Genomic DNA, 25,838 nt, shown 5'->3' with positions numbered 1-25,838 from the left:
AGTGGGTCCAGCCGAGGAGTGGGCCCAACCGTGGAGTGCGCTCAGCTTATTGCACCGAGCGTTCCAAAACCGGTACGGTCTCCCCATGGCCCGACCGAGGACTTTCGACGAGGAGCGGGCCCTGGACGCGGCGATGCACGCCTTCTGGGTGAACGGCTACGAGGCCACCTCGACCCAGGACCTGTGTGAAGCCACCGGCCTGGGCCGCAGCAGCATCTACAACACGTTCAGCAGCAAGCACGATCTCTTCCGGCGCGCCCTGGCCCGCTACATGGACACGATGAACACCGCCCAGATCGAGATCCTGGAGGACGTGGGGCAACCGGCCACGGAGCGGCTCCGCGCACTGTTCGCCCGGATCATCGAGGGGGAGTTCGAGCACCGGGAGGACGGGCACAGCATCGGCTGCCTCACCGTCAACACGACCGTCGAGCTCGCCGCGCGCGACCCGGAGGCGGCCGCGATGCTGGAGCGCGACCTCGCGACGCGGCTCACCGTGCTGCGGGCCGCGATCCGCTCCGGACAGCGGGACGGCGACATCACGAAGGGGCGGGACGCGGACACCCTCGCCCGCTACGTCAACGCCGTCATCGGCGGCATGCGGGTCTCCGCGCAGGGCGGTGCGGACCGGGCTGCCCTGGAGGACATCGCCGACACCGCGCTCGACGCACTGACGGTGCGCTAGCCGGCCCACACCGGCCGCCGGTGAACGGCCCTTCCCCGTGCACCGCCCCCCTGCACCGCCCCCGTACGCCACCACCCCGCGCGCCACTCCCACGCCGCCACCCGGCGCGCCTCTTCATGCCCTTGTTTTGTACTGAGCTATCCAAAATGACCTGACCCGACAGGAGCACACCGCCATGCCCCGCGCCGTATACGTACTCGCCCTTGGCATCTTCGCCATGGTGACCAGCGAATTCGTGGTCGCAGGACTGATGCCGCAGATGGCCGAGGGACTGGACGCCACGATTTCCGAGATCGGCTATCTCATCACCGCCTTCGCCGCCGCGATGGCCCTCGGTGGACCCCTCCTGACGGTCGCCGTCCTGAGGATGCGCCAGAAGACGGCTCTGGTGCTGCTCTTCGGCATCTTCCTCGGGGGCAACGTGCTCGCCGCGCTCGCTCCCGACTACCGCACCATGCTGGTGGCCCGCGTGCTCACCGGCATCGCCTCGCAGGCCTTCTTCGGCGTCTCCATCTCCCTGGCCTCCCGCATCACCCGGCCCGAAGTGCGCGGACGCGCCGTCGCCGTGGCCCTCAACGGGCTGATGCTGGGCACGCTGCTCGGTCTGCCGCTCTCCACCGTCATCGGTGAACACCTGGGCTGGCGCGCCGCGTTCTGGGCCATCACCGTCCTGACCGTGCTCGCGGCCCTCGCCACACTCGCCGGAGTGCCGGGCGCCGACGGCGGGGCCGAGGAGAGCGGCGGCCTCCGCGAGGAACTGGGCGCCTTCCGCAGTCCGCGGCTGTGGCTCACCCTCACCACCAGCACCTTCGTCATCGGCGCCACCTTCTCCGCCTTCAGCTACCTCAATCCGATCCTCACCGAGATCACCGGGTTCTCCACCGGAACCGTTCCGCTGCTGCTCATCGCGTACGGCGCCGCCACCGTCGTCGGCAACACGGTCGTCGGACGGCTCGCAGACCGCCGCGCCATCCCGGTCCTCGTCGTCGGCCTCGCGCTGAACCTGGCCTTCCTCGCCGGGTTCGCGCTCTTCGCCCATCTGACGGTGCCCGCCGTCGTGCTGATGATGGGCATCGGCCTGGTCGGGGTCACCATGAACCCGGCCCTCGTGACCCGTGTCCAGCGCACCGGCAACGCACGGCCGCTGGTGAACACGGTCCACTCCTCCTTCATCACGCTCGGCATCATCATCGCCACGTCCGTCGGCGGCCCCGCCATCGACACCTTCGGTCTGCGGGCGCCGCTGTGGATCGGCGCCGGGCTCGCCCTGCTCGGGCTCGGCACGCTGGTGCCGGACCTGCTGCGCCGCCGGGCCGAGGCGCGGACGACCGCGGCGGCGGTGCCGGTCGAGAGCGGGCGCCCCGCCGCGCGGGATGTGGTCGAGACGGTCTAGCCCAGCGCCCCGAGGGGGTCGTCGAGCACCGGCTGCCAGGCCAGCTCGGCGGCCCCCACCAGGCTGTTGTGGTCCAGCGTGCAGGCGAGGATCGGCACGCTGCCGCTGCGCCCCCACAGACTCCGGTCCGCGACGACGGCGCGCAGCCGCTCGGGGTCCGCCTCCAGGAGGGCGCGGTGCAGACCGCCGAGGATGATCCGGTCCGGGTTGAGGATGTTGACCAGGCCCGCGAGCCCGAGACCGAGCCGGTCGATCAGCGCCTCGGCCGCGCGGCGCACGGAGGGCTCTCCGTAGCCGTCACGGAGCAGGGCGCGGGCCTGTACGAGCAGCCCCTCGGGGCCGGGCTCGCGGCCGGCCTCCGTCAGGAACGCGAGGGGGTCCGTCTCGACGTCCAGGCAGCCACGGCTGCCGCAGTGACACGGCCACCCCTCGGGGTTCACCGTGAGGTGGCCGACCTCCAGCGCGAGGCCCGAACTCCCCGTGTGCAGGCGGCCGTCGAGGACGAGGGCGCCGCCCACACCGCGGTGGCCGGTCGCCACGCACAGCAGGTCCCGGGCACCGCGGCCCGCGCCGTGGCGGTGCTCGGCGAGCGCGGCGAGGTTCACGTCGTTGCCGGCGAAGGCCGGGCCCTCGATGCCCGCGGCGCGCACGCACTCGGTGAAGATCTCCCGGACCTGCGCGCCCGCGGGCCACGCCAGGTGCAGCGGATTGAGGGCGGTGCCCTCCGGCTCGGCCACCGCGGACGGCACCGCGAGGCCCGCCCCCACACAGCGTCTGCCGGTCTCCCGGAGCAGCCGCGCGCCCGCGTCGACCACGGAACCGAGCACCTGCGCGGGGTCCGCGTCGATGGTCTCGCAGCCGGGCGCGGTCGCGACGGTGCGCCCGCCGAGCCCGACCAGCGCGGCCCGGAACCCGTCCGCGTGCACCTGCGCCGCCAGCACGACGGGCCCCTCGTCCGCGACGGCGAGGCGGTGCGACGGCCTGCCCTGCGATCCCGCGGCCGCGCTCGGCTTCGCGTCGATCCGGATCAGGCCGAGCGCCTCCAGCTCGGCGGCGACGGCGCCCGCCGTGGCACGCGTGACGCCCAGCTCCGCGGTGAGCACGGCACGGGTCGGGGCGCGCCCGGTGTGGACCAGTTCGAGCGCGGGGCCCAACGCGCCGCGCCCTCGCTCCAGGCGGGTACGCGTGGTCACTTCCCCCTCGGCACGGGGGTCAGCCTTGCCGTTCATGAGGGCGAGTCTCCCATGATCCGTACACGGCTTGCCCGTTCGTGCGGCATCCGCTCGTTCGTCCCCTGAAGCGTGTTGTACGTCGCCTGACACGTCTCGTACATCGCCTGACACGTCTCGTACATCGCCTGGGACGTCTCGTACGCCGCCAGAAACGTCTTGTACGTCACCGGCGCGCACCCCTACTCTGACTTTGTGCCGCTACTAAACAAACCCGGGACCGCAGCGCCGCGGCCCACCGCCCCCGACCTCCGCCGCCTGCGCGTGGCGGTCACCGTCTTCTTCGCCCTCGACGGCTTCGTCTTCGCCGGCTGGGTCGTCCGCGTCCCCGCCATCAAGGAGCAGACCGGCGCGTCGGCGAGCCAGCTGGGCCTCGCGCTGCTCGCCGTGTCCGCCGGTGCGGTCGTCACGATGACACTGACCGGACGGCTGTGCGGGCGTTACGGCAGCCTCCCTGTGACAGTCGCGTGCGGAGTGCTGCTTCCCCTGAGCGTCGCGCTGCCGCCGCTGACGGATTCGGTCCTCGTGCTCGGGCTCGTCCTGCTGTTCTTCGGAGCCGCGTACGGCGGCATCAGCGTGGCGATGAACAGCGCCGCCGTCGACCTCGTGAACGTGCTGCGGCGGCCCGTGATGCCCAGCTTCCACGCGGCGTTCAGCCTCGGCGGCATGCTCGGCTCCGGGCTCGGCGGCCTGGTCGCGGGGCACCTGTCCCCCACGCCTCATCTGCTCGGCATCACCGTCCTCGGCCTCGCGGTCACCGCGGCGACCGCGCCCGCGCTGCTGCGGCACGGGGCTTCGGACCGCATCCGGGCGCACTCCTCCGCCCGCCCCAAGGGCCCGTCCACCGCGCCGGAGGGCGGCACTCCGCGCCGCATGGACCGCCGCACCCGTGGCCTGGTCCTCGTCTTCGGGCTCATCGCGCTGTGCACGGCGTACGGCGAGGGCGCCATCGCCGACTGGGGCCCGCTGCATCTGGAGCAGGACCTCCACGCCCATCCGGGCATCGCCGCCGCCGGCTACTCGTGCTTCGCCTTCGCGATGACCATCGGCCGCCTCCTCGGCACCACGCTCCTGGAACGGCTCGGCCGCACCCGCACGGTGGTCGGCGGCGGCGCCCTCGCGTGCGCCGGGATGCTGCTCGGCGCGCTCGCGCCCTCCGCGGGCCTCGCCCTGGCGGGCTTCGCCGTCACCGGGCTGGGGCTCGCCAACATCTTTCCCGTGGCGGTCGAACGCGCGGGTGCGCTGGCCGGTCCGGGCGGAGTCGCCGCCGCGTCGACGCTCGGCTACGGCGGCATGCTCGTCGGGCCGCCCCTCATCGGGTTCATGGCGGACTGGTACTCCCTGCCCACCGCCCTGACGAGCGTGGCCGTGCTGGCCGGGGTCGCCGCGTGCGTCGGCTTCGCGACCCGGCGCACGGAGCGCGAGCCGTCTACGGAAACGGTCTGACATCTACCGGAGGCTTCCGTTCGCGCGCGCTCCATCCGACACAATCCCCGCATGGACATTTCCCGGCACATACAAGTAGTCAGCGACGAGGGGCGGTTGCTGGCCCGGGCCGCCGAGGAGGCAGGACCCGACGCCAAGGTGCCCACCTGCCCGGTCTGGGAGGTGCGGGACCTGCTGCGGCACACAGGGATGGTGCATCGCTGGGCGGCGGCGTTCATCGCCGAGCGGCGCACCGAGTTCCGGCTCGGCGGGGAGCTGCCGGACCTGGACGGCGCGGCACTCCTCGACTGGTTCCGTGAGGGGCACGCCGCGCTGGTCGACACGCTCACCACCGCGCCGCCCGACGTCGAGTGCTGGGCGTTCCTGCCCGCCCCTTCGCCGCTGGCCTTCTGGGCGCGGCGGCAGGCGAACGAGACGACCGTCCACCGGGTCGACGCCGAGTCCGCGCGCGGGGGCACGCCGTCACCGGTGGGCGCCGACTTCGCCGTGGACGGGATCGAGGAACTGCTGCTCGGCTTCCACGCGCGCGAGAAGAGCCAGGTGCGCACCGACGTACCGCGCGTGCTGCGGGTGCGGGCCACGGACGCGCCCGACGAGCGGAGCTGGACCGTACGTCTTTCCGAGGCGCCGCCGGTCGCGGAGCGCGGCGCGACGGCTCCCGCCGACTGCGAGGTGTCCGGGCCCGCGGCCCATCTCTACCTGGCGCTGTGGAACCGGCTGCCGTTCCCCGAGGTGAGCGGCGACCGCTTGCTCGCGGCGCTGTGGCGGGAGAAGTCGGCCATCGTCATGCGCTGACGGCAGGCGCCGGAGCCAGGTGTCTCCATAGGTGCCCGCTCGGTCGGCCAGGCGCCCGTTCAGCCGGCTGGATGCCCGTTCAGTCGGCGAGCATCCGCCTGAGGACCGCCCGCTGCAAAGGCCGCACCTCATGGTGCAGTTCGCGCCCCTTGTCGGTGAGGGAGACCCGCACCCCCCGCCGGTCCTCGCTGCACATGCCGCGCTCCACGAGTCCGTCCTTCTCCAGGCGGCCGATGAGGCGGGAGAGAGCGCTCTGGCTCAGATGGATCCGCGCCGAGATCTCCTGCACGCGGAACGCGCAGCCGCCGTCGTCCGACGGGCCCTCGGCCAGCACGTCGAGGACCTCGAAGTCGCTCGCTCCCAGGCCGTGCGGATGCAGCTCACGGTCGAGTTCGCACAGTGTGCGCGCATGTACCGCGAGGATGTCCCGCCATTGATCCACGAGCCCCTGCTCGGCCGTTTTCGCCGCCATGACATCGCACGTTAGCAGAGAACGCCCCGTTTGTTGCATCGTAATTAAATGCACTTGCACTCAATGCATCTGCATGTACCTTACTCCGCATGACTTCTCCGCTCACAGCTGTCTCCGCGTCCCCGGAGCGCTGGACCCCGCGCCTGTGGGGCACTCTGCTGGTGCTCTGCGCCGCGATGTTCCTCGACGCGCTCGACGTATCGATGGTCGGCGTCGCCCTGCCCTCCATCGGCTCCGAACTGAACCTCTCCACCTCGACCCTCCAGTGGGTCGTCAGCGGCTACATCCTCGGCTACGGAGGGCTGCTGCTCCTCGGCGGACGCGCCGCCGACCTCCTCGGCCGCCGCCGGGTCTTCCTCATCGCGCTCGCCGTCTTCGCGCTCGCCTCGCTGCTCGGCGGCTTCGTCGACTCGGGGCCGCTGCTGATCGCCAGCCGCTTCATCAAGGGCCTGAGCGCCGCGTTCACCGCGCCGGCGGGCCTGTCCATCATCACCACCACGTTCGCCGAGGGCCCGGTCCGCAACCGCGCGCTCACCATCTACACCACCTGCGCCGCCACCGGCTTCTCCATGGGCCTGGTCCTCTCCGGCCTGCTCACCGAGGCAAGCTGGCGCCTGACCATGCTGCTGCCCGCGCCCATCGCACTGCTCGCGCTGGTCGCCGGCATCAAGCTGATCCCGCGCAGCGCCCGCGAGCAGAACAAGGGCGGTTACGACATTCCCGGCGCCGTCACCGGCACGGCCGCGATGCTGCTGCTCGTCTTCACCGTCGTGGAGGCCCCCGAAGTCGGCTGGGCGTCGGCCCGCACGCTCCTGTCGTTCCTCGTCGCCGCCCTCCTGCTCGCCGTCTTCATACGCATCGAGCTGCGCTCCGCCAGCCCGCTGGTCCGTCTCGGCGTCCTGCGCTCCGGACCGCAGCTGCGGGCGCAGCTCGGCGCGATGACGTTCTTCGGCGGCTACGTGTCCTTCCAGTTCCTCGCCACGCAGTACTTCCAGTCGCTGCTCGGCTGGTCCGCGCTGGAGACCGCGCTCGCCTTCCTGCCCGCGGGCGCGCTGGTCGCGCTGTCGTCGACGAAGGTCGGCTCGGTGATCGACCGGTTCGGCACGCCACGCGTCATCGTGGCCGGGTTCGTCCTGCTCGTCGCCTCGTACGTACTGTTCCTGCGGATCAGCCTCACTCCGGCGTACGCGGCCGTGGTCCTGCCGTCCATGATCCTGCTCGGCCTGGCGTGCGCCCTGGTCTTCCCCTCGCTCAACATCCAGGCCACCAACGGCGTGGACGACGACGAGCAGGGCATGGTCTCCGGGCTGCTCAACACCTCGATCCAGGTGGGCGGCGCGATCTTCCTCGCGATCGTCACGGCCGTGGTCACCGCGTCGTCCCACGCCGGTGACTCCTCGCCGCAGGCCGTCCTGGACAGCTTCCGGCCGGGCCTGATCGTGGTGACCGTCATCGCGGTCGCCGGGCTCCTCATCACGCTCACCGGGGTGCGGACACGGCGTACGCCGGAGACGGTCGTCATCACGAAGTCGGTGCCTCAGTCGGACGCCGACCGGGAGCGTGTGGCCGTCCGCGACTGATCCGTCCCGAAGGTGTGAGCCAGGTGCCCGGCGGCGGACCACTGCCCGCCGGGCACCCTGCTCCTTGCCCGCGGGGCACCTGGCTGTGACACTTCCAGGCATGGCGGAAACGGGGTATACGAGGCGGCGTTCGGCGGCCGAGCGGGACGCGATCACGATCGAGATCGGGTACGCGCTCGTCAGCGGGGCCGTCGTGGCCCTCGCCGTGATCGGTGTGGTGACCGCCGGCCCTCTCCTGGCGTTCGACCCGCCGCGCGCCGTCGCGAGCGCGCTCCGGGTGGTGGGGCCCGCACTCGGCGCGGCGGCGTTCGCCGTGCGGGTGGCCACCGTGCTGTGGAGGTTCCACAGCCGCGGGCGGGGGGCGGTTCAGCCCAGCCAGCCGGGGCGGACCAGGCCCGACTCATAGGCGAGTACGACCAGTTGGGCTCGGTCGCGGGCGCCCAGCTTCACCATCGTCCGGCTCACGTGCGTCTTGGCGGTGAGCGGGCTGACGACCAGACGGCGGGCGATCTCCTCGTTCGAGAGGCCGATGCCGACGAGCGCCATCACCTCCCGCTCCCGCTCGGTGAGTCCGGCGAGGGCGTCGGCGGCGGTCGGCTCCTTGGAACGGGCCGCGAACTCGGCGATGAGCCGGCGGGTCACGCCCGGCGAGAGCAGCGCGTCGCCCTCGACCACCGCCCTGAGCGCGCGCACCAGTTCGTCCGGTTCGGTGTCCTTGACGAGGAAGCCGGAGGCTCCGGCGCGGATCGCCTCGAAGACGTACTCGTCGAGTTCGAAGGTGGTGAGCATGACCACCTTCACGCCGCCCGACTCCGGCTGCTCCGTGATCCGGCGGGTCGCGGCGAGGCCGTCCAGCCGTGGCATGCGGATGTCCATGAGGACGACGTCGGGGCGCAGTTCGCGCACCAGCCGCACCGCTTCCTCGCCGTCCGCGGCCTCCCCGGCGACCTCGATGTCCGGCTGGGCGTCGAGGAGCGCCTTGAAGCCCGCCCTGACCAGGGACTGGTCGTCGGCGAGCAGTACGCGGATCACTGGTCCTCCCGGGGTGCCGTGCGGGCCTTGCGGTCCCGGCCCGCCGCCAGGGGCAGTACGGCCGTCACGCGGAAGCCGCCGTCCGTGCGCGGGCCCGCCTCGATCGTGCCACCCAGGGCGGCGGCGCGCTCCCGCATCCCGGCAAGTCCGTTGCCGCTGCCGCCCGCGTCGGCGCCGGTGGCCGGCCCGTCGTCGTCGACGCGCAGGGTGAGCGCCGCCTCGTCGTTGCGCACCAGCACGCGCGCGTGGCGCGAGCCGGAGTGGCGTACGACGTTCGTCAGCGCCTCCTGGACGATGCGGAACGCGGCGAGGTCCGTGCCCGGCGGCAGCTTCGCGCGGGCACCCTCTGTGGTGACGTCGACGGTCAGCCCCGTACTCCGGGCCTGCTCGACGAGTTCGGGGAGCCGGTCGAGCCCGGGGGCGGGGGCGCGGGGCGCCTCGCCGGGGGCTCGCAGGGTGTCCAGGACGTGGCGCACCTCGCCCAGCGCCTCCTTGCTTGCGGCCTTGATGGTGGTCAGGGCGGTGCGGGCCTGTTCGGGGTCGGAGTCGAGGAGGGCGAGGCCCATGCCGGCCTGGACGTTGATGACGGAGATGCTGTGGGCGAGGACATCGTGCAGTTCGCGCGCCATCCGCAGGCGTTCCTCGTCCGCGCGCCGCTTGGCTGCCTGCGCGCGCTCGGCACGCTCCTTGGCCCACTGTTCACGGCGTACGCGGCCGAGCTCGGAGACGGCGAGGATCGCGACGACCCAGACGGCGGCCACGGCCTCCTCGCTCCAGGGGCGCGCCCCGTCACCGCCGGGCGGCAGCCACCGGTAGAGCCAGTGCGCGATGAGCAGATGCCCGGCCCACAGCGCGCCGACGGCGCCCCATGCGGCACGCCGGTGCCCCGCGACGACTGCGGCGAAGCAGGCCACGGCGACGGCGAGGAGGACCGGTCCGTACGGATATCCGGCGCCGATGTAGACCAGCGTCACCCCGGCGGTGGTGTACGCCACGGTGACCGGACAGCGGTGGCGCGGCAGGAGCGCGGCCGTGGCCAGGAGGAGCAGCGTCCTGGCGAAGGGGTCGAGTGGCTCGCGGTCGAGCTGGCCGTGCCCTGCGAAGCCGGAACCGACCTGTACGAACGCGGTGAGCGCGAGCGTCGTCAGCCAGGGCAGCCGGTGTCCTGTCCTCCCGTCCCGCGTCGCCGGGTTCCACCAGGGCGGGCCACCGGGCCCGCGTTCGCGCCGCTCGTCCATGACGTCACGCTAGACCGCGCGTGGTCCGGCGGGCGTCCGCCAGGCGTGGCGGTCACGCGTACTCCCGCGGGAGTACGCGCGTCGGCTCAACCGCTCAACCGCTCAACCCAGGGTGAGCAGGACGACGGCCGCGGCCGCGCCCACCAGGCCGGTCACCTGCGCCCGCGTCACCCTCTCGCCCAGCACCGCGAGCCCCAGGGCCGTCGGGACGGCCGGGTACAGGGAGGCGAGGACGACGGCGACGGCCAGCATCTGCTGCTGGGTGGCCCAGAAGTAGAGGATGAGACCGAGGGCGGCCCCCGCGCCGATCAGCAGGGCCAGACCGGACAGCTTCAGGGGCTGGTGGAACTCGGCCGTGATCCGGCAGGCGCCCGGCAGCAGCAGCGCGACCGCCGCGAGGCGCCCGGCGGCGACGGGCCACACGCCGCCCGCCGGGTCGGCCTGGGCGAGGCCGATGTACTGCACGGCCACTCCCACGCTGGCGATCAGACCGTCCACCGGCAACCGCTCGGACGCCTTCCCGCCGGCGGAACCGGCGCCCCCGGCGGAGACGAGCCAGAGCGCGGGCACGGTGACGCAGATGCCGAGCCAGGACAGCGCGGTGGGCCGGTCGCCGAGGAACATCACGCCGCACAGCACGGAGAGCGCCACGCCCGTGACGGCGCTCACCGGTACGACCACGCTCATGGCGCCACGGCTGAGCCCACGGTTCAGGAAGTGCATGGCGGCGGCGCTCCCGACACCGGAGACGGCGCCCCACGCCATGTCCACGGCCCGAACCTCTTCCGCGGGAACGGCAAGAGCCACGGCCAGAGCGAGAACCAGCCCGCCGACCTGCCCGAGAAAAGTGACCACGGCGAAGTGCACGCGACGGGACAGCAGCCCCCCGGCGAAGTCGACGACGCCGTAGCAGCCCGCGGAGGCCAACGCGAAAAGAGCACCCATCCCTTGCAGGTGCCCCGCAGATCACTCGTGACCCAACGGCCGCCTAGCGGTCTATCGCGCTGAGCGCCCGCCCCGCCAGGGGATGCGTGCGGACCAGTTCCGCCAGCGTCGTCGAGCCTCGGGTGATCTTCGCGAAGGCGTTCCACGCGGGGCGGAAGCCCGTGATCGCCGCGTGCAGTACGCCGGGGCGGCGTTCGAAGATCTGGAGCATGCGGCGGCCCACGCTCATCTCCACGCCGAGGCCCGCCTTGATGGCGAAGGCGTAGTTCAGGGCCTGGCGGCGGGCGTCCACCGCGTCGTGCGACTCCGCGATCCGCACCGCCCACTCCCCCGCGAGCCGCCCGGAGCGCAGCGCGAAGGAGATGCCCTCGCGGGTCCACGGTTCGAGGAGGCCCGCCGCGTCGCCGCACACCAGCACCCGGCCACGGGACAGCGGCGAGTCGTCGCTGCGGCAGCGGGTGAGGTGCCCCGAGGAGATGCCGGGCTCGAAGCCCGCGAGGCCGAGCCGGGCGATGAAGTCCTCCAAGTACCGCTTGGTGGCGGCGCCTTCGCCGCGCGCGGAGATCACGCCGACGGTGAGCGTGTCTCCCTTGGGGAAGACCCAGCCGTAACTGCCCGGCATGGGGCCCCAGTCGATGAGGACCCGCCCCGCCCAGTCCTCGGCGACGGTCGCCGGCACCGGGATCTCCGCCTCCAGGCCGAGGTCGACCTGGTCTAGCTTGACCCCGACATGCGCCCCTATGCGGCTGGCGCTGCCGTCGGCGCCGACCACGGCGCGGGCGAGGACGCTCTCACCGCCCTGGAGCACCACGGCGACGGTCCGCCGGTCGGGCACCTCGGGGCCGTGCTGCTCCACGCGCGCGACGGTGACGCCGGTGCGCAGCTCGGCGCCCGCCTTCTGCGCGTGCTCGACGAGCTGCTGGTCGAACTCGGGTCGGTTGATCAGCCCGAAGAGCGTCTGCCGACTGCGGCGGGTGCGCGTGAACTTGCCGTCCAGCGTGAACGTCACCGCGTGCACCCGGTCCCGCAACGGCAGCTCGAAGCCGGGCGGCAGGGCATCGCGCGTGGGACCGATGATGCCGCCGCCACACGTCTTGTAGCGAGGCAGTTCGGCTTTCTCCAGGAGCAGCACGCTGCGTCCCGCGACGGCTGCCGCATAGGCCGCCGAGGCCCCCGCGGGGCCGGCCCCGACCACGACGACGTCCCACACGTACCGGGCGTCGTCCGCTGAGTTCTCGCTGCTCACGTTGGTCTACCGCTCCTGATCCCGCTGTTGGCCGCGCTTTCCCCAGGCATCCTACGGCGGAGCCCTCCGGGCCCCTCCTGTGGGAGGATCGCATGCACCCACATGTACAACGTCGCACCTACGAGGAGCGTGCCCATGTCGCCGAATCCGATCGCCGAGACCGTCGCCTCGCTCATGCCGAAGGCGAAGGCGGAGCTCACCGAACTGGTGGCCTTCAAGTCGGTGGCGGACTTCGAGCAGTTCCCGAGGAGCGAGAGCGAGGCCGCCGCGAACTGGGTGGCGGACGCGCTGCGCGCCGAGGGCTTCCAGGACGTCGCGCTGCTCGACACCCCGGACGGGACGCAGTCGGTGTACGGCTTCCTGCCGGGCCCCGAGGGCGCGCCGACCGTCCTGCTGTACGCGCACTACGACGTGCAGCCGCCGCTGGACGAGGCCGCGTGGACCACCCCGCCCTTCGAGCTGACCGAGCGGGACGGCCGCTGGTACGGCCGGGGCAGCGCCGACTGCAAGGGCGGCGTCATCATGCACCTGCTCGCGCTGCGCGCCCTGAAGGCGAACGGCGGCGTCCCGGTGAACGTGAAGCTGATAGCCGAGGGCTCGGAGGAGCAGGGCACGGGCGGCCTGGAGCGGTACGCGGAGGGCCACCCCGAGCTGCTCGCGGCCGACACGATCGTCATCGGCGACGCGGGCAACTTCCGGGTCGGCCTGCCGACGGTGACGGCGACGCTCCGTGGCATGACCCTCGTACGCGTCAGTGTCGACACCCTTGAGGGGAACCTGCACTCGGGGCAGTTCGGCGGCGCCGCCCCGGACGCGCTCGCGGCGCTGGTGCGCGTGCTCGACTCGCTGCGCGCCGAGGACGGCTCGACGACGGTCGACGGTCTGCCTGGCGACGCCGTCTGGGACGGACTTCAGTACGAAGAGGACACCTTCTGCAAGGACGCCAAGGTCCTCGACGGTGTACAGCTGATCGGCGAGGGCACGGTCGCCGACCGGGTCTGGGCGCGTCCCGCCGTCACCGTCCTCGGTATCGACTGCCCGCCGGTGGTCGGCGCGACGCCCTCCGTGCAGGCGGGCGCGCGGGCGCTGATCAGCCTGCGGGTGCCGCCGGGCGTGGACGCCACGGAGGCCACGAAGCTGCTCCAGGCGCATCTGGAGGCGCACACCCCGTGGGGCGCGCGGGTGCACACGGAGCAGATCGGTCAGGGCCAGGCGTTCCGCGCGGACACCACAAGCCCGGCGTACGCGGCGATGGCCGAGGCGATGGGCGAGGCCTACCCGGGCGAGGAGATGCAGTACGCGGGCCACGGCGGCTCGATCCCGCTGTGCAACACCCTCGCGGCGCTCTACCCGCGCGCGGAGATCCTGCTGATCGGCCTGAGCGAACCCGAGGCGCAGATCCACGCGGTCAACGAGAGCGTGTCGCCCGAGGAGCTGGAGCGGCTCTCGGTCGCCGAGGCGCTGTTCCTGCGGAAGTACGCGGCGAGCTGATCAACGGCGGTCGGACCGGTTCGTGTCGGACGGCTGTCCGTCGATGGGGACGCCCGCCTCCAGGTAGAGCGCGGCGCCGCGCTCGCGTGCCCGCAGCGCCCAGCGCAGCCGTTCGTAGCGCACCGAGGGCAGCAGATCGGCGGCTTCCCGTTCGGTGACGAAGCGCCAGTCGCGCAGTTCGGGGCCGGGCAGCAGCATGCGGCCGGCCTCTGTGCTGTCGAGCCGGCCGCCGTCGAAGAGGAACCGCATTCCTCCGTAGCCGGGCGGTTTCGGTGGCTCCCAGTCGGCGACCAGCAGACGGAGGCCGGCGGAGAGCTGGATGCCGGTCTCCTCGGCGACCTCGCGCACGCCCGCGCGCGCGGGGGCCTCGCCGGGTTCGACGACGCCGCCGGGGAACTCCCAGCCCGCCTTGTACGTGGGGTCGACGAGCAGCACCCGTTCCTGTTCGTCGAAGAGCAGCACCCCGGCGGCGAGGGTCTCCGCGGTGGGCTCGGGCGTCTGCACGATGTCGCAGACGGACGCGGCGCCGGTGCGTACCGCGTCGGCGAGGTGTACGGCGGTTTCGTACGGAGTCAGCGCGCTGGTGTCGACGCGGTGGGCGTCGGCGCCGAGCCAGCCGGCGAGGGCGGCGCGGTACGGCTCGATGTGGTCGAGCGCCCACTGGCGCAGGCGCAGGTCGCCGTCGGGCAGGTCCGGCGGCACCTCGCGGCCGGTTATCCGCTCGCGCAGGATCGTTTCGTCCGGGGCGAGCAGGATGTGACGTACGGAAATCCTGCGCGAGGCGAGGCCGCCGAAGATCTCGTCGCGGTACTCCTGGCGCAGCAGTGTCATCGGCACCACGAGGACGCCGCCGACCTCGGCGAGGAGCGCGGCCGCCGTGTCGACGACGAGGCGGCGCCAGACCGGCAGGTCCTGGTAGTCGCTCACCTCGGCGAGCCGCTTGGGCGGCAACAGACAGGGCAGTGCGCCGCCGATGACTTCCGGGTCGAAGAGTGTGCTGTTCGGGATCAGCTCGATCAGTTCCCGTGCGGCGCTGGTCTTGCCCGCACCGAACGCGCCGTTGATCCAGACGATCACGGTTCCCCCCTCTGCCGTTGGCCCCCTGTGGCTTGCCCGCAACACCCTGTCATGGAAACCAGGCGCTGATGGATGCGGACGGATGCCGATGCATGCTGGTGGATGCCGATGAATGAGGAGCACGCCCCACCCAAGATCCCGTCAAGCGGTTCCCTTGATTTTCACCCGTTCGCGTGGAGCTCGGTTTTTGTGAATCGTTCCCGCACTCCAGAGCGCGTCGGCCCCCGCTAGCGTGACCCTTCAGGCGCCCCAGTCCCCGGTGCCCTGAAGAGGTGGCATTCCGGTGCGCCGCTCCCCGCGGGAGATCGGCGTCGGCGCTGGGGGGATTGATGCAGCAGGACGAACTGAGTGAAGACGCGTGCGAGGACTTCGTCCTACCACGCGTGTACGGGCTCGACCACGCGATCGTGGTCGAACTGCATGGCGAGATCGACCTCGTGACCTATCAGCGGATGGTCCCGTTGTTCGACGCGGTGGCGTCGGGGCCGGAACCCATCATGGTCGTCGACCTGAGCCAGGTCGGCTTCTTCGACTGCTCCGGCATCTCCCTGCTGATGCGGGCCCATCGGCGGGTGAGCGGCAGAGGGGGCCTGCTCTGCATCGTCTGCGCACACCCGCTGACCCTGCGCATGCTGCGCCTCACGAACCTCACCGGGACCCTCTCCCCCGCGCCGACGGTGGGAGCGGCGTTAGCCGCCCTCGGCGATGTCACGCAGCGCGACGCTTGAGCGAGCGCGCCGCGCCCCGTCGTCTTACGTTGGCCGGGTAAGCCCCCGGCGAAAGACAGAAGGCAGAGGAGCAGCCATGGCTGGCAAGGGCAGCATGGACAAGATGAAGGGCAAGGCCAAGGAGATGGGCGGCAAGATCTCCGGCGACGATCGTCGCACCGCGGAAGGCCGAACCGACCAGGCCAAGGGCGGCGCCAAGAAGGCCATGGACTCCGCCCGCGACAAGGCCAAAGGCATGAAGGACTCGATGAAGCGGGACCATTCCTAGAAAGGTCCCCGGCCTTGCGGCCTGCCGTGCCCCTCGCCCTGGGCGGGGGGCACGGCCGTTGTCGGCGACGCCGTGATCGGTAAATCTCCCCATGGCGGCGCTTTCGCGCATACGATCACCAACGGCCTCCAGGGGGGAGGCCGTTGCCATGAAGGAGGGGACCATGTCCGGAGTTTCCAGACGTGCTGTGTTGGGTTATTCGGGTTCGGCCGCGGCCGGCGCCGTCATCGCGTCGACAGGCTCGGCGCAGGCCGCCGAGAGCCAGGCGCCCGTCGCCCAGGCGCCTGTCGCCCAGGCGGCCGACGCGGAGCAGGCCTCAGCGATCGAGTGGGGGCCGGGGACCGAGTTCAGGGGTCACAGCAGCATCGGCGACGTCGACGCGTCGATGACGGTGAAGTTCAGCCTGGACATCGAGTACGCGCCGTCGGGGAAGGCCATCACGGCACTGGACATCGCGGAGGCCATCAACAAGCTGGTCGAGTCCCGCGGTTGGCCCCGGATCCAGTTCCACGGAATGGTGAGCGCCCCGCTGAACTGACGTACGTCCGAGTGCCCCCGCCCAGCGATGGGGCGGGGGGTCCGTGCTGCTTGAGCCCGTCGACGGCGCCTGGCAGGCTCACGGTTCATGATCGATGAATTCGCGAAAGAGTATCTGCACAGCGACTTGCGTGAGATCCGCGAGACGATGCTGTGGAAGCTCGACGGGTTGGCCGAATATGACATCCGCCGTCCCCTGACCATGACCGGAACGAACCTGCTCGGGCTGGTCAAGCACCTGTCGTTCTGGGAGTCCAGATACTTCGGCGAGGTCTTCGGCCGGCCGTTCCCCGAGCCCCTGCCCCGGTGGGACGACGCCGCCGGACGCGGCGCCGACAGTTGGGCGACCGAGCACGAGACGCGCGAGGAGATCGTCGACCGCTACCGTCGCGTCTGGAAGCACTCCGACGCGACGATCGACGCCCTCGCCATCGACTCGCCCGGCCATGTGCCCTGGTGGCCGCGGCCTGACGTGAAGCTGTTCAACATCCTGGTCCACATGCTCACCGAGACCGGCCGGCATGCCGGGCACGCCGACATCCTGCGCGAGCAGCTCGACGGCTCCACAGGTACGGCAGCCGCGTACGGAAACACGCAGGGCGACGCCGCGTTCTGGGCGGCCCGGCGCGCGACGATCGAACAGGCCGCCCGACAGGCGAATCCTGACGTGCGGCTGGCGGCGTACGCCGTCTGCGTCGAGGACGGGCACGTGCTGCTCGCCCACGCCGTGAAACCGGACGGGGAGAAGACCTGGACCCTCCCGGGAGGCAGGGTCGAGCACGCGGAAGATCCCGTCGACGCGGTGGTCCGGGAGGTCGCCGAGGAGACCGGCCTCGACGCCGTCGTCGAACGCCTGCTGGGCGTGGACTCAAGGGTGGTACCCGCCGCCGAGCGCCGCTCGCCCGGCAAGCCCGCGCTCCACAACATCGGCATCTTCTACCAGGTCCGCATCGTCGGCGGCCGACTCCGGCCCGAGCCGAACGGCGAGACCGCCGAGTCCGTCTGGACTCCGATCCCCGCTGTCGCTCGCCTCGGCCGGTCGTCGCTGCTCGACATCGGCCTCGCCCTGGCCCAGACCGTTCCGGCAACCGGCCACGTCGCGCCCGTACCGGTCGGCGGCCTGATCCGGCACTGAGCCATCGCCCGTCGGCCTTGTGTTCGTACCCCTGTTTCCGGAAGAGACTCTTGCGGTGTGAAACGGCCCACGGATAGTAGTGCAACCAGCAGCACGCCATCTTCCGCATCTTCCGCGAGTCCGGAGGAACGTAACCATGCGTCATCTCCCATCCCGCACCATCCACCGGAGAGCGGCCGGATCGCTCGCCGCCGCCCTGCTCTGCGCCGGTGGCCTCGCCGGCCCCGCCACCGCCTCCGCGCGTGACGCGGCCGAGTGGCCCGCCGCCGATCGCGCCACCGATCGCGTCGGTGATCCCGCCGGCGATCCCGCCGTCCGGCTCCCCGACGGCCTGGCGGCCACTCCCCCCATGGGCTTCAACAACTGGAACTCCACGCACTGCAGAGCCGAGTTCGACGAAGCGATGATCAAGGGGATCGCGGACATCTTCGTCGAGAAGGGGCTGAAGGACGCCGGTTATCAATACGTCAATCTCGACGACTGCTGGGCGCTGCCGGAGCGCGACGCCAACGGCAAGCTGGTGCCCGACCCCAAGCGTTTTCCCAGCGGGATCAAGGCGGTTGCCGACTACGTCCACTCCAAGGGGCTCAAGCTCGGCATCTACACCAGCGCGGGCACGAAGACCTGCAACGAGGCGGGGTTCCCCGGCGCGCTCGGCCATGAGCGCAGCGACGCCCGGCAGTTCGCGGAGTGGGGTGTCGACTATCTCAAGTACGACAACTGCAACAACCAAGGCGTGGACGCCAAGAAGCGGTACGTCGCGATGCGCGACGCGCTCAAGGCCGCCTCGGAGAGCACCGGCAGGCCCATCGTCTACAGCATCTGCGAGTGGGGCGAGAACAAGCCGTGGGAATGGGCCGCGGACGTCGGCCATCTGTGGCGCACCACCGGTGACATCAGCGACAACTGGGCATCCATGCTGTCGATCATGAAGCAGAACCTGCCGCTCGCGAAGTACGCGGGTCCGGGGCACTGGAACGACCCCGACATGCTTGAAGTCGGCAACGGCGGCATGACGGACACCGAGTACCGCACGCACTTCTCGATGTGGTCGGTCATGGCAGCGCCGCTGCTCATCGGATCCGACCTGCGCAAGGCCTCCCCGGAGACGTTCGAGATCCTCGGCAACAGGGAGGTCGTCGCCGTCGACCAGGACCCGCTGGGCAAGCAGGGGGAGGTCGTCTCCTCCCAGGACGGCCGATGGGTCGTCGCCAAGGAGATGAAGGACGGCAGCCGTGCCGTCGCCCTCTTCAACGAGGGGGGCACCGCGCGGACCGTCTCCACCACGGCGGAGGCGGTCGGCCTGCCGGACGCCGCCGCGTACACGCTGCGCGATCTGTGGCAGCACAGGAGCTACCACACCGCCGGCACGATCTCGGCGACCGTCCCCGCGCACGGCACCGTACTGCTGCGCGTATCGGCCGACGGCAAGTGGGCCGAGCACCCGCCCGCCGTCGAACTGGGCCTCGACGGCGATGACCTCTTCGAGGCGGGGAAGAGCACGCCGCTCACCACCTCCGTCACCAACCTCGGCCGTGTGCCCGCCCGCCACGTGAGCGCCTCGGTCGAAGCGCCCGGCGGCTGGCGGACCCGGGCGACCTCGCCGAGCACCGCCCGTTCGCTCTCACCCGGTAGGACCCTGCGCACGTCGTGGCAGGTCAGCGCGCCGCCGGGGGCCACCCCCGGGACGTACGACCTGAAGGTGGCGGCGAAGTACCGCTCCCCGGCCGGCACGCGCACCCAGAACGTCCTGCCGCTGAGCGCGCGGGTGGTCGTCGCACCGCCCGCGGGCGCCTCGGCGCTCGGCGACCTGCCGTGGCTGTCGATGACCAACGGCTGGGGGCCCGTGGAGCGGAACACCAGCAACGGCGAGGGCGCCGCCGGTGACGGCAGGCCGATCACCATCGGCGGCAAGGTGTACGCCAAGGGGCTCGGCGCGCATGCCGCGAGTGACGTCGGCTTCTACACCGGCCGTGCCTGCGAGAAGGTCACCGCGGACGTCGGAATCGACGACGAGACCCGCACCGACGGCACGGTCGCCTTCGAGATCTGGGCGGACGGCAAGAAGGCCGCGTCGACGGGCGTCCTCACCAACGCCATGCCCGCGCAGCCGCTCTCCGCGGACGTGACCGGCGCCCAGGTCGTACGCCTGGTCGTCACCGACGGCGGCGACGGCATCTACGCCGACCACGGCGACTGGGCCGACGCGACACTCAACTGCTGACGCGCGCCCTGGTCCGGAGCACCGGCTGTACGCATAGGCCGCGCGGCCACGTCGTGCACCGACGGCACGCACGGACCGCGCGGCCACATCGTGCACGAGCGGTACGCACCGACTGCGCGGCCACATCGTGCACGAGCAGCACGCACCGACTGCGCGGCCACATCATGAACTAGCGGCACGCACCGACTGCACGGCCACATCATGAACTAGCAGCACGCACGGACCGCGCGGTCACATCGTGCACGAGCAGCATGCACGGACCGCGCGGCACGTCGTGCGCTGACGGTACGCACGGACCGCGCGGCCCACATCGACCAACCGAAGCCCCGGCTGACCGCGCCCACGGTAGGCAGCCGAAGCCCCGGCCGCCCCGCCCCGCGCCGGGCGCTCGGAACCCGGCCGCCTCGCCGCACGGTAGGCGCTCGGAACCCGGCCGCCCCGTGGCACGGTAGGCAGCCAAAACCCCGGCCAGCGCGCCCCGCGCTGAGCGCTCGAAGCGCCGGCCGCCCCGCCCCGCGCTGGGCGCACGGAACCCGGCCGCCTCGCCGCACGGTGGGCGTCGAAGCCGGGGCAGCCCGCCCCGCAGCAGGTCGTCGAAGCCCCGGTCAGCACGCCCGGCGTAGGCGGTCGTAGCGCCGGTCGGGCGTCCACGATGGCCCACCAAGCCCGGCGGCCCAAGGAAAGGCCGTCGAAACCCCGGCCGGCCCGTCCTGCGGCCGCCCACCAGCCCCGTCCCACGCCGCCCCCAGCCCTGCCCACACGAGACCCCCAAAACCCCGCCCCGCCCCGCCGCGTCGGCCCCCCGCCTCAACCCCCCACCACAGACCCCACCCCGACCGCCGCCCCAGGCGCCCCGCCGAGCGCCGTCGCCGCTGCTCCTACCAGGCCCGCGTCCGTGCCCGTCAGCGCGGGGGCCACTGTCAGGCGGCGGACGAAGGAGAGCGTGGCGTAGTCGCGCAGGGACCGGCGCAGGGGGGTGAAGAGGATGTCGCCCGCCTTTGCCACTCCCCCGCCGATCACCGCGATGTCGATCTCGACGAGCGTGGCGGTGGCGGCGATGCCGGCGGCCAGCGCTTGGGCGGCACGTTCGAAGGAGGCCAGCGCGACCGGGTGCCCGGCGCGGGCCGCGCTCGCCACGGCGGCCGCCGATGTGTCGCCGTCGGGGCCCGGAAGCCAGCCGCCCTCCACGGCACGGCGGGCGATGTTCGGGCCGCTGGCTATGCGCTCGACGCAGCCGCGCGCGCCGCACGGGCAGGGGTCGCCGTCGAGGTCCACGCTGATGTGACCGATGTGGCCCGCGTTCCCGGTGGGGCCGGGGTGGAGCTTGCCGCCGAGGACGAGGCCGCCGCCGACGCCGGTCGAGACGACCAGGCACAGCGCGTTGTCGTGGCCGCGGGCCGCGCCCTGCCAGTGTTCGGCGGCGGTCATCGCCACACCGTCTCCGACCAGGTGGACGGGCAGCCCGCCCGTCACCGCGCGGACCCGCTCCACCAGCGGATAGCCGCGCCAGCCGGGGACGTTCACCGGGCTGACCGTGCCCGCCGACGCGTCCACCGGGCCCGCGCTGCCGATGCCGACAGCGGTGGCCCCGCCCCACAGCTCGTCGGCGGTCAGCTCGCCCAGTACCTCCTCGACCGCCCGCATCACCGTGTCGCCGTCCTCGCGCGCGGGCGTGGGCCGCTGGGCGCGCAGCAGGATGCGCCCGCGCCCGTCCACCAGGGCGCCGGCGATCTTGGTGCCGCCGATGTCGAGTGCGGCGACGAGGTCCATGTGCATCTGTGTCTGGTCTCCTGGTGTAAGGGCAGGCCGGAGAGTGCGAAGGTCAGTCTCTCTCGCTTCTGACAACGTTGTCCAGGCCCTATGCTCGACGCCACATGCTCATACGCCCCGGGGCGGCCCCACGGCCCCGGGAGAGTTCGTGGACGACGACAGGACAGGACAGCGCACCGTGGCCGAGACCGCCGCCCGACGACCCGACAACCGCTACGGCAACCGTCCGACCATGAAGGATGTCGCCGCCCGCGCCGGAGTCGGCCTGAAGACGGTCTCGCGCGTCGTGAACGGTGAGACGGGGGTCACCCCCGACACCGAGCGCCGCGTCCAGGAGGCCATCGAGGCCCTGGGCTTCCGCCGCAACGACAGCGCGCGTGTGCTCCGCAAGGGCCGCACCGCCAGCATCGGCCTCGTCCTGGAGGATCTCGCGGACCCGTTCTACGGCCCGCTGAGCCGCGCCGTGGAGGAGGTCGCCCGCGCCCACGGGGCGCTGCTCATCAACGGGTCGAGCGCCGAGGACCCGGACCGCGAGCAGGAGTTGGTGCTCGCGCTGTGCGCGCGCCGGGTCGACGGGCTCGTCATCATCCCGGCCGGTGACGACCACCGCTATCTGGAACCGGAGATCGCCGCCGGGGTCGCGACCGTCTTCGTCGACCGCCCGGCCGGGAAGATCGACGCCGACGTGGTGCTCTCCGACAGCTTCGGCGGCGCCCGGGACGGCGTCGCGCATCTCATCGCGCACGGCCACCGCCGCATCGGCTTCATCGGTGACCAGCCGCGCATCCACACCGCCATAGAGCGGCTGCGCGGCTACCGTGCCGCGATGGAGGACGCGGACATCCCCGTCGACGAGGCATGGGTGTCGCTGGGCGTCACCGGTCCGGAGCGGGTGCGGGCGGCGGCCGAGGCGATGCTCTCGGGTCCCGAGCCGGTCACGGCGGTCTTCGCGGGCAACAACCGCGTGACCGTGACGGTCGTCCGCGTCCTGGCCGCTCTCGACCGTCCCGTCGCCCTGGTCGGCTTCGACGACATCGAGCTGGCGGATCTGCTGGACCCCGGCGTGACCGTCGTCGCGCAGGACGCGGCGCGGCTGGGCAGGACGGCGGCGGAGCGGCTCTTCCGGCAGCTCGACGGCGCGTCCGGGGCTCCGGAGCGGGTCGAGCTGCCGACGCGGCTCATCACACGCGGGTCGGGGGAGCTGCCGCCCGCGCCCTGACGACCGCGCCCCTCAGCAGACGGGCAGGCCCGGCAGCGGCTTGTCGTTGTCGCCGCCCTTGATGTAGACGTCGCTGACGAAGACGCCGGTGTTGCCGCTGTCGTCGTCCGTCTTCGCCCACCAGACGTTCGTCCACTCGTCGTGCGTCTCGCGGCGGCCCAGGTTCTGCTGGCAGTAGAAGTAGTTCGTGCCCGCGTTCAGGGTGCCCACCTCGGCGCCGGAAGCGGTGTACGACACCGCGGTCTTCCACACCGAGCAGTTGTACTTGCCGCCACCGGCGGGGTGGCAGACGGGGTCCTGCGCGGAGCCGCCGTCACCGCCCGGCCTGCTCGTGGAGCCGGGCGGCTTGGACGTGGATTCGGGGCGCGAGGCGGACTTGTCCCTGTCCTTGGCCTTGTCGTCGGCCTCGCCCTTTTCACGGTCGGCCGTGTCGGTGGCGTCCTCGCCGTCGTCGTTGGAGCGCCGCGCGTCCGGCTCGCGGGCCTTCTCGTCGTCCTTCTTCGCCGGTTCGGGGCGTTTCGACTCGCCGCCCAGGGAGCCTCGGCTGTCGTCGTCCTCGGTGGAGCCGGAGCCTCCCGGCGTGGTGTCCTGCCGCGCCTGGCTGTCGCCGTCGTCCTTTCCGTTCAGGAAGGCCACGGTCGCTCCGGTCGCGGCGAGGACCACGGCCACGGCGACGGCGGCGAGCAACGCCCTGCCCGGGCGCGGGCGTTGGGCGGAGCGCGTCTCACCGAGGGCGACGGGCGGCGTGGGGGAAAGCGGTACCGAAGGCGGGACCGAGAGCTGCATGGGGGAAGGCCGCGCGGCCGAAGGCGGCGGTCCGAAGCCCGGCGGCGGCGTGCTCGGGATGCTGCGCTCCGTGGCCTCGCGGGGCGGGGTCCCGCCATCCCCGAACGCGGCCGCGTCCCCGTGGCTCATGGCCGCCACCCCGGCGAGCAGCCGCCGTGCCGACTCCGCGTCGGGGCGCGCCTGGGGGTCCTTGTCCATGAGCTGCCGCAGTACGGGGGTCAGCGGGCCGGAGCGGAGCGGCTCGGGCAGCGGGTCGGCGACGATCGCGGTGAGCGTGGACCACGTCGACGTACGGCGGAAGGGCGAGGAGCCCTCGACCGCGGCGTACAGCGTGGCGCCGAGCGCCCAGACGTCCGAGGCGGGGCCCGGGTCGTGGCCCTGGGCACGCTCGGGCGCCAAGTAGTCGAGGGAGCCGACCAGTTCGCCGCTCCGAGTGAGGTGCGTGGCCGAGCCGTCGCCCGGGTCGTCCATCGTGGCGATGCCGAAGTCGGTGAGGACGACGCGGCCGCCGGTCTCCAGGAGGATGTTGCCGGGCTTCACGTCGCGGTGCAGGACGCCCACGCGGTGCGCGGCGGCGAGTGCCTCCATGACCTTGGCGCCGATGGCCGCGGCCTCGCGCGGGTCGAGGGCGCCGCGCTCGCGCAGCACGTCGTCCAGGGAGGGGCCGTCGACGAGTTCCATGACGATGAGGGGCCGTCCTTCGACCTCCGCCACGTCGTGCACGGCGACGACTCCGGGGTGGCGCACGCGGGCGGCCGCGCGGGCCTCGCGCTGCATCCGCAGGCGCAGGTCGGCCAGTTCCGGACCGGCCGCGTCCGTGTACGTACGCAGTTCCTTCACCGCGACCTCGCGGTGCAGCACCTCGTCGAGCGCGCGCCATACGACGCCCATGCCGCCCCGGCCGAGCTGTGCCACCACGCGGTAGCGCCCGGCGAGGAGTCTGCCCGCCTCGCCCGTCTGTTCCTGGTCCCCCGAAAACACCGCTGCCCCGTCCGTGTGACGCCACTTTCCGTGGCGTACAGACTACGGGGCAGCAGTGACGGCGGGTGCCGGGTGTTACTTGCCCGAGGCCGTGAGGTCGCCGCGGCGCGGACCGGAGAAGCCCTGGAGACGGGCCAGGGTCAGACCGGTGAGCCGGGTGACCTCCCCCGCGTCGAGGGCGCCGCAGTCCAGGCCGCGCAGCAGATAGCCGGCGAGGGCCTTGGCGGTGGCGGGCTCATCGGCCACGCCGCCGCCCTCGTGGTGACCGGCGTACGCGGCCAGGCGCTTGGCGGCGGCCTCGAAGCCCTCGCGGTAGAAGGCGAAGACGGCGGCGTAGCGCGTGGGGATGTGGCCGGGGTGCATGTCCCAGCCCTGGTAGTAGGCGCGGGCCAGGGCGCGCCGGGTCAGGCCGTAGTGCAGGCGCCAGGCGTCGTGGACCTGCTCGGTGGTGCCGACGGGCAGGACGTTGGTGGAGCCGTCGGAGACGCGGACGCCCGTGCCGGCGGCGGCGACCTGCATGACGGCCTTGGCGTGGTCGGCGGCCGGGTGGTCGCTGGCCTGGTAGGCGGCGCTGACGCCGAGGCACGCGCTGTAGTCGAAGGTGCCGTAGTGCAGGCCGGTGGCGCGGCCCTCGGCGGCCTGGATCATGCGGGCGACGGCGGCGGTGCCGTCGGTGGCGAGGATGGACTGGCTGGTCTCGATCTGGATCTCGAAGCCGATGCGGCCCCGCTCCAGGCCGCGCGCCTTCTCGAACTCCTCCAGGAGGCGCACCATCGCGGTGACCTGCTCGGGGTAGGTGACCTTGGGCAGCGTCAGGACGAGTCCGTCGGGGAGGCCGCCCGCCTCCATGAGGCCGGACAGGAAGATGTCGAGAGTGCGGATGCCGCGGTCGCGTACCGCCTCCTCCATGCACTTCATGCGGATGCCCATGTACGGGGCTGCGGTGCCGTTCCTGTACGCCTCGGCGATCAGACGCGCCGCGCGGGCGGCGTCCTGGTCCTCGTCGGCGCCCTTGTAGCCGTCCTCGAAGTCGACGCGCAGGTCTTCGATCGGCTCGCGCTCCAGCTTGCTCCGTACGCGCGTGTGGACGGCCTCGGCCAGATCGTCGGCCAGGCCGAGGACCGCGGCGAAGGAGGCGGCGTCCGGGGCGTGCTCGTCAAGCATCGTCAGGGCCTTGTCGCCCCAGGTGCGGATGGTGTCGGCGCCGAACTGCTCACCAGGGACGTACACGGTGTGGACGGGCTGGCGCGTGCCGGGGTCTCCGGGGTAGCGGCGCTCCAGCTCCGCGTCCACGGGGGCGAGGGAAGCGCTGATGCCCTCGCTGACCGCGCCGGCGAGGCTCGTTGCCACCTTCTCTTGCTGACCCATTCCCGCATCCTCCACACAGTCGGTGCCGCGCCCGGCAATTCCGCTTCACGGAATCAACAATCCGTATAGCGAAGTTATCCGTGACCTTCGTGCTGGTCAACACCCTCCCGCGTCCTGCATCCGTAGCCGACCCCGGCCGTTCACGCGTGTCCCGGGACCGGTGAGCCGCCTGTCGCCTGGATACTGCCGCCAC

The 25,838-nt window shown here is 72.3% G+C and carries 24 protein-coding genes and 1 pseudogene; 14 read left to right on the top strand and 11 right to left on the bottom strand.

Annotated elements, in window-relative coordinates; genetic code table 11:
* Positions 1–85: 85 nt before the first annotated feature.
* Positions 86–685, top strand: a complete 600-nt coding sequence (locus ACWDZ7_RS09705; protein WP_451796133.1) for a TetR/AcrR family transcriptional regulator — start codon at positions 86–88, stop codon at positions 683–685.
* Between the two features lie 175 nt (positions 686–860).
* Positions 861–2,078: an MFS transporter gene (locus ACWDZ7_RS09700; protein WP_451796132.1), complete on the top strand. Its 1,218-nt coding sequence runs from the start codon at positions 861–863 to the stop codon at positions 2,076–2,078.
* On the opposite strand, the gene ACWDZ7_RS09695 is transcribed toward ACWDZ7_RS09700, so the two are convergent.
* A complete protein-coding gene (locus ACWDZ7_RS09695; protein WP_451796131.1) occupies positions 2,075–3,307 on the bottom strand; it encodes an ROK family protein in 1,233 nt (410 codons plus the stop codon). The genes ACWDZ7_RS09700 and ACWDZ7_RS09695 overlap by 4 nt on opposite strands.
* Positions 3,304–3,477, bottom strand: a complete 174-nt coding sequence (locus tag ACWDZ7_RS09690; protein ID WP_451796130.1) for a hypothetical protein — start codon at positions 3,475–3,477, stop codon at positions 3,304–3,306. The genes ACWDZ7_RS09695 and ACWDZ7_RS09690 overlap by 4 nt, the downstream gene beginning before the upstream one ends.
* A 25-nt stretch (positions 3,478–3,502) precedes the next feature.
* Between ACWDZ7_RS09690 and ACWDZ7_RS09685 the strand changes: the two genes are divergently transcribed.
* Positions 3,503–4,753: an MFS transporter gene (locus ACWDZ7_RS09685; protein WP_451796129.1), complete on the top strand. Its 1,251-nt coding sequence runs from the start codon at positions 3,503–3,505 to the stop codon at positions 4,751–4,753.
* 51 nt (positions 4,754–4,804) lie between these two features.
* Positions 4,805–5,548, top strand: a complete 744-nt coding sequence (locus tag ACWDZ7_RS09680) for a maleylpyruvate isomerase family mycothiol-dependent enzyme (RefSeq protein ID WP_451796128.1) — start codon at positions 4,805–4,807, stop codon at positions 5,546–5,548.
* Between the two features lie 79 nt (positions 5,549–5,627).
* Here the strand turns inward: ACWDZ7_RS09680 and ACWDZ7_RS09675 are convergent, their stop codons facing one another.
* The gene (locus ACWDZ7_RS09675) at positions 5,628–6,020 is read right to left on the bottom strand and encodes a MarR family winged helix-turn-helix transcriptional regulator (RefSeq protein WP_451796127.1); all 393 of its coding nucleotides are present in this window, start codon (positions 6,018–6,020) and stop codon (positions 5,628–5,630) included.
* Between the two features lie 89 nt (positions 6,021–6,109).
* On the opposite strand from ACWDZ7_RS09675, the gene ACWDZ7_RS09670 reads away from it, so the two are divergent.
* Entirely contained in the window at positions 6,110–7,600 is a 1,491-nt protein-coding gene (locus tag ACWDZ7_RS09670) for an MFS transporter (RefSeq protein ID WP_451796126.1), read from the top strand.
* Between the two features lie 100 nt (positions 7,601–7,700).
* Positions 7,701–8,006: a DUF6332 family protein gene (locus tag ACWDZ7_RS09665; RefSeq protein ID WP_451796125.1), complete on the top strand. Its 306-nt coding sequence runs from the start codon at positions 7,701–7,703 to the stop codon at positions 8,004–8,006.
* On the opposite strand, the gene ACWDZ7_RS09660 is transcribed toward ACWDZ7_RS09665, so the two are convergent.
* The 4 genes from ACWDZ7_RS09660 to ACWDZ7_RS09645 all read right to left on the bottom strand — a co-directional run bounded on the left by ACWDZ7_RS09660 (position 7,967) and on the right by ACWDZ7_RS09645 (position 12,061).
* On the bottom strand, positions 7,967–8,632 hold the full coding sequence (locus tag ACWDZ7_RS09660; RefSeq protein WP_451796124.1) for a response regulator: 666 nt from the start codon (positions 8,630–8,632) through the stop codon (positions 7,967–7,969). The genes ACWDZ7_RS09665 and ACWDZ7_RS09660 overlap by 40 nt on opposite strands.
* Positions 8,629–9,870 carry a sensor histidine kinase gene (locus ACWDZ7_RS09655; RefSeq protein WP_451796123.1) on the bottom strand — a complete coding sequence of 414 codons (1,242 nt, stop codon included), beginning with the start codon at positions 9,868–9,870 and terminating at the stop codon, positions 8,629–8,631. The genes ACWDZ7_RS09660 and ACWDZ7_RS09655 overlap by 4 nt, the downstream gene beginning before the upstream one ends.
* Before the next feature lie 102 nt (positions 9,871–9,972).
* Entirely contained in the window at positions 9,973–10,815 is an 843-nt protein-coding gene (locus ACWDZ7_RS09650) for an EamA family transporter (RefSeq protein WP_451796122.1), read from the bottom strand.
* Between the two features lie 43 nt (positions 10,816–10,858).
* Positions 10,859–12,061 (bottom strand): geranylgeranyl reductase family protein, encoded by a 1,203-nt coding sequence (locus ACWDZ7_RS09645; protein ID WP_451796121.1) that lies wholly within the window; start codon positions 12,059–12,061, stop codon positions 10,859–10,861.
* 135 nt (positions 12,062–12,196) lie between these two features.
* On the opposite strand from ACWDZ7_RS09645, the gene ACWDZ7_RS09640 reads away from it, so the two are divergent.
* Positions 12,197–13,552: a M20/M25/M40 family metallo-hydrolase gene (locus ACWDZ7_RS09640; RefSeq protein ID WP_451796120.1), complete on the top strand. Its 1,356-nt coding sequence runs from the start codon at positions 12,197–12,199 to the stop codon at positions 13,550–13,552.
* Here the strand turns inward: ACWDZ7_RS09640 and ACWDZ7_RS09635 are convergent, their stop codons facing one another.
* The gene (locus ACWDZ7_RS09635; protein WP_451796119.1) at positions 13,553–14,629 is read right to left on the bottom strand and encodes an NUDIX domain-containing protein; all 1,077 of its coding nucleotides are present in this window, start codon (positions 14,627–14,629) and stop codon (positions 13,553–13,555) included.
* Between the two features lie 329 nt (positions 14,630–14,958).
* Between ACWDZ7_RS09635 and ACWDZ7_RS09630 the strand changes: the two genes are divergently transcribed.
* The 6 genes and pseudogenes from ACWDZ7_RS09630 (at position 14,959) to ACWDZ7_RS09605 (ending at position 19,521) form a co-directional block, all read left to right on the top strand.
* Complete coding sequence (locus ACWDZ7_RS09630) at positions 14,959–15,357, top strand: STAS domain-containing protein (protein ID WP_451796118.1); 399 nt, start codon at positions 14,959–14,961, stop codon at positions 15,355–15,357.
* A 76-nt stretch (positions 15,358–15,433) separates the two neighbouring features.
* On the top strand, positions 15,434–15,625 hold the full coding sequence (locus ACWDZ7_RS09625) for a CsbD family protein (protein WP_451796117.1): 192 nt from the start codon (positions 15,434–15,436) through the stop codon (positions 15,623–15,625).
* A 163-nt stretch (positions 15,626–15,788) separates the two neighbouring features.
* The gene (locus tag ACWDZ7_RS09620; protein WP_451796116.1) at positions 15,789–16,163 is read left to right on the top strand and encodes a hypothetical protein; all 375 of its coding nucleotides are present in this window, start codon (positions 15,789–15,791) and stop codon (positions 16,161–16,163) included.
* Between the two features lie 87 nt (positions 16,164–16,250).
* Positions 16,251–16,820, top strand: a pseudogene (locus tag ACWDZ7_RS09615) (DinB family protein); the annotation flags it as partial.
* A gap of 9 nt (positions 16,821–16,829) precedes the next feature.
* Complete coding sequence (locus tag ACWDZ7_RS09610) at positions 16,830–17,297, top strand: NUDIX hydrolase (protein ID WP_451796241.1); 468 nt, start codon at positions 16,830–16,832, stop codon at positions 17,295–17,297.
* Positions 17,298–17,433: 136 nt separating this feature from the next.
* Positions 17,434–19,521, top strand: a complete 2,088-nt coding sequence (locus ACWDZ7_RS09605; RefSeq protein ID WP_451796115.1) for an NPCBM/NEW2 domain-containing protein — start codon at positions 17,434–17,436, stop codon at positions 19,519–19,521.
* A gap of 807 nt (positions 19,522–20,328) precedes the next feature.
* Here ACWDZ7_RS09605 and ACWDZ7_RS09600 read toward each other — a convergent pair.
* Positions 20,329–21,297 (bottom strand): ROK family protein, encoded by a 969-nt coding sequence (locus tag ACWDZ7_RS09600; protein ID WP_451796114.1) that lies wholly within the window; start codon positions 21,295–21,297, stop codon positions 20,329–20,331.
* 172 nt (positions 21,298–21,469) lie between these two features.
* Between ACWDZ7_RS09600 and ACWDZ7_RS09595 the strand changes: the two genes are divergently transcribed.
* Positions 21,470–22,510 carry a LacI family DNA-binding transcriptional regulator gene (locus ACWDZ7_RS09595; protein WP_451796240.1) on the top strand — a complete coding sequence of 347 codons (1,041 nt, stop codon included), beginning with the start codon at positions 21,470–21,472 and terminating at the stop codon, positions 22,508–22,510.
* Positions 22,511–22,522: 12 nt separating this feature from the next.
* On the opposite strand, the gene ACWDZ7_RS09590 is transcribed toward ACWDZ7_RS09595, so the two are convergent.
* Complete coding sequence (locus tag ACWDZ7_RS09590) at positions 22,523–24,277, bottom strand: protein kinase domain-containing protein (RefSeq protein WP_451796113.1); 1,755 nt, start codon at positions 24,275–24,277, stop codon at positions 22,523–22,525.
* A 75-nt stretch (positions 24,278–24,352) separates the two neighbouring features.
* Entirely contained in the window at positions 24,353–25,645 is a 1,293-nt protein-coding gene (locus ACWDZ7_RS09585) for a DUF6986 family protein (protein ID WP_451796112.1), read from the bottom strand.
* Positions 25,646–25,838: the final 193 nt, after the last annotated feature.

Source organism: Streptomyces sp. NPDC003032 (genome assembly GCF_053591415.1).
This window is presented reverse-complemented; position numbering and strand designations above follow the sequence as displayed.